Source organism: Grimontia sedimenti (assembly GCF_011045095.1).
GTDB classification, from domain to species: Bacteria; Pseudomonadota; Gammaproteobacteria; order Enterobacterales; family Vibrionaceae; genus Enterovibrio; species Enterovibrio sedimenti.
In genome coordinates this window covers 443,842-454,754 of the sequence record NZ_JAALDL010000002.1, presented here as the reverse complement: position 1 = coordinate 454,754, position 10,913 = coordinate 443,842, and the positions used below count along the sequence as shown (strand labels likewise).

Annotated in this window: 8 protein-coding genes; 7 read left to right on the top strand and 1 reads right to left on the bottom strand. The window is 49.9% G+C overall.

The features are described 5' to 3' along the window. Nucleotides 1-56: 56 nt before the first annotated feature. From G5S52_RS04815 to udp, 7 genes are all read left to right on the top strand, one after another. On the top strand, nucleotides 57-1,370 hold the full coding sequence (locus tag G5S52_RS04815; protein WP_165012014.1) for a DUF945 family protein: 1,314 nt from the start codon (nucleotides 57-59) through the stop codon (nucleotides 1,368-1,370). 220 nt (nucleotides 1,371-1,590) lie between these two features. Then, nucleotides 1,591-2,010 carry a CBS domain-containing protein gene (locus G5S52_RS04810; RefSeq protein ID WP_002541752.1) on the top strand — a complete coding sequence of 140 codons (420 nt, stop codon included), beginning with the start codon at nucleotides 1,591-1,593 and terminating at the stop codon, nucleotides 2,008-2,010. Nucleotides 2,011-2,130: 120 nt separating this feature from the next. Next, nucleotides 2,131-3,606, top strand: a complete 1,476-nt coding sequence (locus G5S52_RS04805; RefSeq protein ID WP_165012013.1) for an MATE family efflux transporter — start codon at nucleotides 2,131-2,133, stop codon at nucleotides 3,604-3,606. A gap of 468 nt (nucleotides 3,607-4,074) precedes the next feature. Next, nucleotides 4,075-5,490: an SLC13 family permease gene (locus G5S52_RS04800; RefSeq protein WP_165012121.1), complete on the top strand. Its 1,416-nt coding sequence runs from the start codon at nucleotides 4,075-4,077 to the stop codon at nucleotides 5,488-5,490. Further along, nucleotides 5,490-5,975, top strand: a complete 486-nt coding sequence (locus tag G5S52_RS04795) for a response regulator (RefSeq protein ID WP_165012012.1) — start codon at nucleotides 5,490-5,492, stop codon at nucleotides 5,973-5,975. Before G5S52_RS04800 ends, G5S52_RS04795 begins: the two co-directional genes overlap by 1 nt. Nucleotides 5,976-6,053: 78 nt before the next feature. Then, on the top strand, nucleotides 6,054-8,393 hold the full coding sequence (locus G5S52_RS04790; RefSeq protein ID WP_165012011.1) for a zinc/cadmium/mercury/lead-transporting ATPase: 2,340 nt from the start codon (nucleotides 6,054-6,056) through the stop codon (nucleotides 8,391-8,393). Nucleotides 8,394-8,640: 247 nt separating this feature from the next. Then, a complete protein-coding gene (gene udp, locus G5S52_RS04785; RefSeq protein ID WP_165012010.1) occupies nucleotides 8,641-9,408 on the top strand; it encodes a uridine phosphorylase in 768 nt (255 codons plus the stop codon). A 77-nt stretch (nucleotides 9,409-9,485) separates the two neighbouring features. On the opposite strand, the gene G5S52_RS04780 is transcribed toward udp, so the two are convergent. Next, entirely contained in the window at nucleotides 9,486-10,655 is a 1,170-nt protein-coding gene (locus tag G5S52_RS04780; protein WP_165012009.1) for a Card1-like endonuclease domain-containing protein, read from the bottom strand. Between the last annotated feature and the right edge of the window lie 258 nt (nucleotides 10,656-10,913).

Sequence of the window (10,913 nt, the reverse complement as noted above, 5' to 3'; positions counted from 1 at the left end):
GAGAACCAATGGGTTACACTCGGAAGCACTAGAAAGTCGAGTCAGTTGGAGTGAAAATGATTTTTGGAAAATATGCGGCTGTAGCAGGTGCGGTAGCGATTGCTGTCTTATGGCCGTTTGCGACGGGACAAATTGGTCAGTCTCAATATGAAGCTGAGGTAGAGAAAGCCAAATCCCCTTACATGGCGGTTGAAAACGTTTCTTACGATCGTGGCTACTTATCTTCAAATGTAGTGACCAAGTTTTCGCTGACAGGCTCTACCAAAACCGTTTATGAAGAAGAAGGCTTACCAACGTCTTTCACTGTCTTGAGTGAAATCGACCATGGCTTCCTTAGCATCAGTTCAATTTCCATCATTGATATGACCCCGGAACTTAAAGCATTGTCTGAAGTGCTTTGGCCGTCAGGCGAATCACCAATCACTTTGGTGAGTGAAACGTCGATTTTTGGGGACACGCAGTTTGATTTGACTGTTCGTGCGATGGATGGCGGCGACGAAGAGCTCAAGATTGTCAGCTCACCAGCCAATGTCTCAGGTTCAGCGGACAAAGACGGCAACATCGTTTATCAGATGGAAATGCCTTCTGTTGAGCTCTCCGGTGTCGAGGGCGAGAAGTTTACCTTTACCGAAATTACCGGCTCTGGCCAAGGTAAAATGGTCGATGAAATGTGGGTTGGTCAACAACTCATGAACGCAAAGACAGTGAGCCTGACTGATGTCACAGGCATGGCTGCGACCGTGACCAACCTTGGACTTGATGTCCGAAATGAAATGGATGCCACTAATGGTGATGTCGCAACGGCAACGCCTGAAGAACTGCGTATTACAAACAAAAATACCGTTTCATTCCAGAATCTTGATGTGCCAGAAACCATTGAGCTGAATAACTTCAAGCTGGGCGTAAACTTCAAAGATCTGGATTACACCGCCATGCTGACGCTGGCAGAAAAAGCAGATAGCTTAAATGCAGAGCCAACCGACGAAGATATGATGCAACTTGCGACGTCTCTGGATGGGTTGGTAGAAAGCGGCATGACTTTCGAATTATTGCCATTGGAAGTGGATACACCTGAAGGCCGCGTAGATGCCAAGTTTGATCTAACGGTTGAACCGGGCCTTGGCAGTGTGACCCAAAACTTTGGCGCGCTGATGTCCAAGCTGAAAGGTAACCTGTTGGTGAATGTTCCAGCAGCTTATGTTCATGGTGTACCGCCAGTTTCTGCTTCACTGAACAACCTTGAACCTTATGGCTTTATCAGCGAAAGCGAAAATGGCGTGACGCTTGAAGCAAAGATTGAAGGCGACCAAGCAGTTTCTCCAACGGGTGAGCGCATTCCAATTGGTCTACTCATGATGATGTTTATGTAACGTCTTGCATTTGCTAGTAAATGAAGCCGGTCCATTGTGACCGGCTTTTCTGTTTCAGTTACGTGAAAAAATGAACGAAAACCGCCTTCCATTTGTGACAAAGCGTAAAAATACCCTTGTCGCAGCTAGTAATTTTTTCAGCTTGGTCAACACTGTTAGTACAAGCTACAGAGATTTGTCCCTGTTTCTAACAACGTATCAAACAAAACTAGGGGGATGCATGGAATCGATCAAAGTGAAAGATTACATGAACAAAAGACCGGTTACCTTCACCGCTTCCATGCCGCTTTCCAGGGCGTTGGAGAAAATGCTTAGTGCCAACCAGACGGGCGGCCCCGTCGTTGATGACAGAAACAAAGTGGTTGGATTCCTATCCGAACAGGACTTGATTCACAAACTGCTGAAAGCGGGTTATTACTGTCAGGACAGCAACAACGTAGCAGATTGTATGCACAGTGATGTGAAGGCTGTTCTTCCTGATGACAGCATCATCCGCCTTGCAGAAGAAATGCTGCCAGCCAAGCCAAAGGTCTATCCGGTGATTGACGAAGATGAAAGGCTGGTCGGTTGTATTTCACGACGCGATATTCTGCGTGCGATAGCAGCGCAAATTGACGACTCGTTCCACCATCCAGTTTAACTGTCAAAAAAATAGAACGTGTTGTATCAAAGAAGGTGCTTGAGGCACCTTTTTTTCGTGGCATGATAGCCTGTTAGCCGTAAAACGGCAGATAAAACCACATAGAAAGCAGGACTTTTCATGCCAAACCAATCTCAGGCCAAGTTTGTTAATGGTTCTATCATGCGCCATATCACCGTGATGTCGACATCCGGTGCTGTGGGTTTGATGGCGCTGTTTTTAGTCGACTTGGCTGACATGTTCTTCATCAGTTTGCTCGGGCAAGTCGAGCTGGCTGCCGCCGTCGGTTTTGCCGGTACCATCATCTTCTTCTCGACGTCAGTTTCTATTGGTACCTCCATTGCGATGGGCGCCTTGGTGAGTCGTGCGCTCGGTGCAGGTCAACGTGAGGAAGCCCGTAAAATTACTGGCAGCGTGATGGTGTTTTCAGCCTTGATCAGCATCATCACAGCAGGGATTATTCTGGCTTTCCTTGACCCTATCCTTGCATCTATTGGCGCAGAAGGGGAAGCGGCACAGAAAGCGGCTGACTTCCTCTGGATTTTGCTCCCTGGCGCACCTTTAATGGCGATGGGTATGGCTGGTGGTGCGGCGTTAAGAGGCGTGGGAGATGCAAAACGTTCCATGTCAGCAACGTTGGCAGCAGGTGCTGCGAATGCCGTATTAGATCCTATCTTTATCTTCGCCTTGTCCATGGGCGTGGAAGGTGCAGCAACCGCTTCCTTAATATCGCGCTTCGTCATGTTCGGTGTGGCGTTCCAAGCCGTACACCGCAAGCACGATTTGGTCACTATGCCGACGTTGGAAGATTTGAAAACCCACTTCAAAGCCATCACCAATATTGCGGGTCCTGCCATCATCACTAACACAGCGACGCCCATCGGTAACGCCATTGTGACTGCTCAGATTGCGAAATTTGGTGCCGATTATGTTGCAGGCTATGCGGTGATGGGGCGCTTATTACCTGTGTCCTTTGCACTGATTTTCTCTCTCTCTGGGGCGGTAGGCCCTATCCTCGGACAGAACTATGGTGCACTGCGTTTTGATAGGGTGCGATTGACCTTGAGCGACTCAGTGAAGTTCGTGACAGCGTATTGTGTGGGCGTCGCGATTATCCTTTATTTCTCCCAAGGGTTAATCATTGATGCCTTTAGCCTGAATGGGGATGCCGCTTCTATGGTGGCACTGTTCTGTACCTATATCGCCATTACCTTCATCTTCAACGGTACCCTGTTTGTTTCCAATGCCGCGTTTAACAACCTTAACCGACCAACTTGGTCGACCATGCTCAACGTGGGCAAAGCGACACTCGGCACCATTCCATTTGTGTATGTGGGTGGTCATTACGCAGGTGCTGAAGGGGTGCTGATTGGTCAGGCTGCCGGCTCTGTGTTGTTTGGTATCGCGGGCTATTTTCTGGTTAAACGTCTTATCAACCAGTTGGCAGATGATCACGAGGAAAAAGAAGAAGATCTTGTTCCCGTGGAGCCTAATGTTCCGGCGGCAGGGCTGACAAGCTGTCGGGAAATAATGGCGGAAGATGCTGATGAGTTGTTATCAGACGAGGATATCTCCAAGAACACATCACGCTCTTAGCCAAAACGATGACTTTACCAAAGGACGCCATTGAGCGTCCTTTTTTATTTGAAAATTCGGAATGCAGACTATTGAAAATACACCGCATTTTATTGATCTAATTCAGTAACTGATCCTGACATTGCGCGCAATATATTTAGGGGCTGTTGACCTTTGGTGATGATTCTTGCAGCAGTTTGTGGCGGCTTTATTCAAGGCAGAGGCTTCGATGTGTAGCTTGCCTACATAAGAAGCTGATAACGCAGAAGAAAGCTGCCACAAACGCTGCCCATAGGGTTCTGCTAAAAGCGTTTTATGCTTTGTTAAGGTGTATTTGCTTAGAATACTAGGCGGCAAACACCTCGCCGCGCTTAAAACGCTTTTCGCTAGAACAAGAATTAACCACCAAAGGTCAACAGCCCCTGGTTGCCCACGGATTCGGCAGGTTACGAAGTGGGCGTTTTAGCTTTTAAGGGACTACAGGCGATTATGCGCATTCAGGCGAAATACATACTTCCAATTCTTATCCCCTTGCTGGTGCTGATACTTCCGGCATCTGCATTTCCGTTTGAAACCCTCACCGTGATGCAGCAGCGAGCCATTGCCCTGTTTTTGCTGGCAGCGCTGTGTTGGGTGCTAGAGCCTATTCCCATTTACGCAACGTCTGTGGTGGTGATTGTGCTCGAACTCCTGTTCCTGTCAGACAAAGGGTTAATCTGGTTTCGCAGCAACGCGGGAAGCGCCGAATTTGGTGACCTGCTGCAATACAACACCATCATGGCGACGTTTGCTAGCCCGATTATCATGCTGTTCCTGGGCGGGTTCTTCCTTGCCATGGCAGCAACAAAATACCGTTTGGACATCAACCTTGCGCGGGTGTTATTGAAGCCTTTTGGCAACAAACCACAAATGGTGATGGCTGGCCTGATGATGATCACCGCCATCTTCTCCATGTTTATGTCCAACACCGCTACCACGGCGATGATGTTAGCGATCCTCACGCCAATCCTCGCACTGTTTAAACCCAATGACCCTGGCAAAATTGCCTTTGCACTGTCAATTCCGGTCGCGGCAAACATTGGTGGTATTGGTACGCCTATCGGCACCCCTCCCAATGCGATTGCCTTGAAATACCTGACAGGCGATAACCTGATCACTTTCGGCGAGTGGATGGCGTTTGGTGTGCCGTTTGTTATCGTCATGCTCCTTCTGGCTTGGGTATTACTCAGCTTCCTGTTTCCGGCAGATGAAAAACACATCAATCTGGCTATCAAAGGGCGCTTCCTTAAAACCCCGAAAGCCATCACCGTGTATGTCACCTTTGCGGTCACCGTGCTTCTCTGGCTGATGGGTTCAAGCCATGGCATGAACTCCTACACCGTGGCATTAATCCCTGTTGCTGTCTTTTCGATGACAGGCATCATCAACAAAGAAGATCTGAAAAAAGTCTCCTGGGATGTGCTGTGGCTGGTGTCAGGTGGTTTCGCATTGGGTCTGGCATTGGATAAAACCGGGCTGGCGGCGCTGCTGGTAAACAGCATTCCATTTGAAAACTACGCACCGGAAATTGTGCTACTTGGCGCTGCGGCACTTTGTTTGTTGATGGCGAACTTTATGTCTCACACAGCAACGGCCAACTTGCTCATGCCGATCATGGCGGCGCTGGGTGTGTCCATGGTTTCGCTGTCACCACTTGGTGGCGAAACCACACTGATTCTTGTCGTGACTTTCGCCGCTTCACTGGGTATGTCTCTGCCAATCAGTACGCCACCGAATGCGTTGGCGCATGCGACGGGTCATGTCAGTAGCAACCAGATGGCGAAAGTAGGCGTTATTTTGGGCGTGGTGGGTGTCGCGCTCAGTTTTGTAATGGTATGGATTCTACGCATGGTGGAATTCCTGTAATGAGGGAAACAGATGGAAAAGTAAACATCATTTGCGTTGATGACCAACGCGAGGTGCTGAGTGCCGTACTGAAAGATCTCTCTTCTCTGGCGGTGGCCTTTCATATCGAAGACTGTGAGTCGGCAGATGAAGCACTGGATCTGATTGATGAGTTAGATGCAGAAGGCGAGCATGTCGCGCTGATCATCTCTGACCATGTCATGCCAGAGAAAACCGGCGTGGAACTGTTAACCGAAGTGTCGCTGGATCCGCGTTTTCGCTTTACCCGCAAAGTCCTTCTGACCGGGCAGGCCACCCATGCCGATACCATTGAAGCGATCAACAATGCCAGCATTGAACGCTACTTTGAAAAACCCTGGGATGCAGAAGCATTGCTTAGCGCAGCCAAAAAGCTGGTGACTCAGTATGTGTTTGATGCAGGTCTGGATTATCGAGACTTTCCTGATGTGCTCGATACACAGGTGGTGTTGGACAGATTGAAGTAATTTCACAGATCAGGGTTGACCTTGGAGTAGGCTCCAAGGTTTACACTGAATATGAAACTTGGTTAAGGAGATAAACCTATGTGCCATTCATGTCATTCAGTGAAATGCCAAAACCCGATTCAACACACCACCAAGCCGGAAATCCAACCGAAGGCTTGCTGTTCGTCGCAGACTGCGAGCGAGAGCAGTTGCTCAATCGCAGAGATAACAGATGGAGACACTGACGATCCATCGTCCCAAGGCTGTTGCAGCAGTCAAACATGCAGCAGCCAAACACAGAATAACGACACGCCCTCTGAGCCAATCCCTTTCAGTGACAGTCTGCAATGGCGCGTGACCAATATGGACTGCCCAAGCTGCGCCAATAAGCTCGAAACCGCACTCAAAGGCATCACCGGCGTTGAATCCGCACAGGTGCGTTTTGCGACCGAAAAGCTCATCGTGAACCTTAACCAAGCCGACAGCGATAAGCTGAAAGCAACGATTGAAGCCAAGGCCGCCAAAACCGGTTTTCCGCTGCTTAGCCTGACAGAAACCAAACCCCTGGAGTCAGAATCCGGCTGGCTTACTACCTTCAAAAAAGACGGCTTACTGATCTCATTGGTTGCCGTGATGACGTTCGCAGCCGTGTTGTCGCGGTGGATGCCAGAAGTAGGCTCCGCCTTGTTTACCTTGGCGACCGTTCTCGGCCTTATCCCCATTGTGAAGAAAGCCATCACCCTTGGGCGATCCGGTTCCCCGTTTTCGATAGAGACCTTGATGTCCATTGCGGCGTTTGGCGCCCTGTACCTTGGAGAAACGGTTGAAGCCGCCATGGTATTAGTTCTGTTTCTGATTGGTGAGCGGTTGGAAGGTTACGCTTCAGCCAAAGCACGTGCCGGGATCCAAGCGCTGATGGCGTTGGTGCCAGAAACGGTCACCCGTATTTTTGAAGACGGCAGAAAAGAATCTGTCTCCGTGTCTTCTTTGCAACCGGGACACGCCATCGAAATCGCACCGGGTGGCAGGTTGCCGGCAGATGCGGTTTTGAAAAACGAGATCGCCGCTTTTGATATGAGCGCACTTACCGGCGAGTCCATACCCGTTGAAAAACAGCGGGGCGATAAAGTGTTGGCCGGTGCTTTGGCCGTCGATCGATTTGTCTCATTGGAAGTCGTGTCAAAACAAGGTGAAAGCGCCATCGACCGCATCTTGAATTTGATTGAAGATGCAGAATCGCGTCGCGCACCAGTAGAAAGGTTTATAGACAGATTCAGTCGCTGGTACACACCACTGATGATTGTGCTCGCTTCGCTGGTGGTGGTGATTCCGCCACTCATGTTCGGTGAAAGCTGGGATACATGGATTTATCGTGGTCTGGCACTGTTGCTGATTGCCTGTCCGTGTGCATTGGTGATTTCGACACCCGCTGCAATGACTTCTGGTCTTGCGACAGCGGCAAGGCAAGGTGCACTCATTAAAGGTGGTGCCGCGCTCGAAGCCCTGAGCAAAGTAGAGTGGGTTGCCTTTGATAAAACCGGCACACTCACGGAAGGTAAGCCTGTCGTGACTGACGTGCTAGTTTGGGAAGGCGATGACAACGCACTTCTTGCACAGGCAGCAGCGGTCGAGCGGGGTTCTCATCACCCCTTGGCAAAAGCCGTGGTGGAAGCTGCCGACGCCAGAGGATTAGCGAGCCTGAAGGCCGAGAATGTTATCGCTACAGCAGGCAAAGGCGTCTCAGGTCAAGTAGAAGGCAAACACCTCGAAGTGTTGGCACTCGACAAGCTGGATGAGAAATATGCCGTCAGTGCCGAGCGGCAGAATGCTGCGCAGGCCATTGCCGACCAAGGCAAAACCGTGGCCATTGTGTTCATTGATGGTATTGCCTCTGGCGCGCTTGCCTGGCGTGACGAGCTGAGAGCAACCGCCAAAGCCACCGTTGATGCTTTGAACAAAGCTGGTGTGCGTTCAGTGATGCTGACAGGGGATAACCCCCATGCCGCTGCAGGATTAGCAGGAAGTCTGAATATGGACTTCAGGGCAGGTCTGATGCCTGAAGGCAAAGTGGAAGCCATTCATGACATCGCACAGAAACACCGCGTGGCGATGGTCGGGGATGGTATTAACGATGCGCCGGCAATGAAATCCGCCACTATTGGTATTGCCATGGGCGGAGGCACAGATGTCGCGCTGGAGACGGCAGACATTGCACTCAGCCAAAATCGCATAGAGCAGATTCCATCAGTGATCGCCTTGTCCCGCGCCACCATGCGCAATGTCAGACAAAACGTTGCTTTGGCGGTCGGTTTAAAAGCCGTGTTCCTGGTGACCAGTGTGCTTGGCTTTACAGGGCTCTGGGTTGCAGTCTTAGCAGACAGTGGTGCCACTGCTATCGTTACTCTGAATGCTCTGAGGTTACTTCGCTTTAAAGCTTGAGTGGCGTTCTAAGCACTCAAAAACCGTCTCTGGATGGAGTGCACTTTGTTTCATTGTTTTAAGTGATTTATGTCACTAAATGCTGAAATGTAATGAAATGAAACTTTATCAAAAGAGAGGTTTGTCACTTTATTTTCTTCCGTGATTGGTATGGTGGGAGCATGAAACAGCAGCTCCCACTGAGAGGAGCTCATACCCTACGTTTAGATGTGTCGACCCTTTGTGTTGATGACTGAGGAGCTAAATAATGACCGAACAAACCGTATTCCACTTAGGCGTGAACCAATCTGATCTTGAAGGCGCAACCATGGCGATTATTCCGGGCGATCCGGCGCGCGTGGAAAAAATTGCAGCGCTGATGGACTCGCCAAAGTTTCTGGCCAGCCACCGCGAATATACCCTGTTCCTCGGTAAGCTGGACGGTCACTCAGTGGTGGTTTGTTCAACCGGCATTGGTGGTCCTTCAACGTCGATTGCGGTAGAAGAGCTGGCACAATTGGGTGTTCGCACTTTCCTGCGTGTCGGTACCACCGGCGCTATCCAGCCGCACATCAATGTGGGTGATATCATCGTGACGACTGGCTCTGTCCGTCTTGACGGTGCGAGCCTGCACTTTGCACCCATGGAGTTCCCCGCTGTTCCTGACTTCGACGTGACTACCGCGATGAAGCAAGCGGCAGATGAGTCTGGTGCAGCGGTTCACACGGGTGTGACAGCTTCAAGCGATACCTTCTACCCAGGTCAAGAGCGCTATGACACCTTCAGCGGTCGTGTTACACGTCGCTTCCAGGGTTCAATGGAAGAGTGGCAAGCGATGGGCGTGCTGAACTTCGAAATGGAATCAGCAACGCTGCTGACCATGTGTGCAAGCTCAGGCCTGAAAGCGGGTTGTGTAGCGGGTGTTATCGTTAACCGCACACAAAAAGAAATCCCGAATGCAGAAACCATGGCAGCGACCGAAGCGCGTTCGATCAAAGTGGTTGTCGAGTCAGCGCGCAAGTTACTGAACGCTTAATCACTGATATAGCAGAACCCAAAAAGAAAGCCGACGCATTTGCGTCGGCTTTTTTGTTTGTTTTGTGGCAGAAGGAATCAGTCAAACAGACCTTTGTCATGGCCGCCCGCGCGGAGGAACCATTGGTATAGGTGCGTTTTCAAATCACCCAACTGATCGGGACCAATCAATGCCAGCCCTAAATCTGTCGCACGGGTAATGTCGTGATGACGAAGAGGGCGGAAGCTCACTAGCATAGCGCGTGCTTGCAGGCCACCCAACAGGTCGCGAATCGATTCCAGCTTGTAAAGCGTGTCATCGCCGTCGCTCGACATACCTTTCGTCTTACATTCGATGATGTGAAGCTTGTTATTCACCACGGTCGCGACATCCAGCTCATTGCGCACTTCTTTGTCGCCAATCTGGCGATAAACCTGAACGCCCAAAGAGAGATCCTGAATGGTCAGCAGCTCGCGCTGGATTTCTTCAACGATATGGTGAACATACCACTCCAGCCATTCACCGTTTGCAAACCGGCGTGCCGCTTCGCTTGAGAAAGTCAGCACACCGTTCTGATAGGTTGAAAGACCCGCGTCGTTCAAATCATCAATCAACATGCCGAGTTCGCGATAGCCCTGTTGCTTGTCGCTCAGCTCAACATCCAGCTTTTGTTCTTTGCGACAGGTTGTCGCCAAATAGTTCAAGGTCGCCAAGCCTGGGCCCAACTCATAGGCGTTGCTTGCCCATTTGTGGCCGACGGTTTCAATCGTGGTGTCCAACACACTGCGAATATCATCTTCTGGCAGTTCACAGCGCGCACCAAAGATGGTCAGGTAATCGCTGATGTTGATGTGATCTTCGACTTGCTCCTGTTCTTTGCCGTAAGGGTATAACCAGCAAAGCTCATCACTGAAAGGTTCAATCACGTAAATCGGCCAGTGGTAGGTGCGAAAAATTTCGTAAGCAGTCAAAAGGCGATGACGCAACCCGCAACTGGCATTGAAGAACACTTCAGCCCCTTCATCTTTCAAACGTCGGGCAAGCGCTTCAATTTTGTCCTTGATAAGAGGAATGTTGATGTCTGAAGGGATTTGGAAAAATTCGGTTTCGAAGCCTTTCGGCGTGAGAACCTGACTCAGCTGCTCATACTGCGGAAGCTGACATTCAACGCCAATGAAAATCACTTTCTCGGCCTTGAACTTTCGGTGCAGCAAGGCAGTGACCAATCGGACCGGGTCCTGGTCAATAATACCGACATGTGTGGCCATATATTCTCCATTAGGATGACGTTCTGACTTTATTTCATATCCATCCTTCATTGTTCTTCAAGACAATATCTGGGCTATGAGCGGAATATTCAAGTAGTTACTGCTCAGATTCTTATGAAAAGTACGGCTGTTTTGTGCATACATGAGACTTCACTAAGAAAAGTTCCCACGAATAGCCCTCATTTCCTAATCTTAAAAGTGTCATTTGTGTCAGTAAGGAGATGGAATTGCATGAAATTCTGTCTCACCAATTCTCAA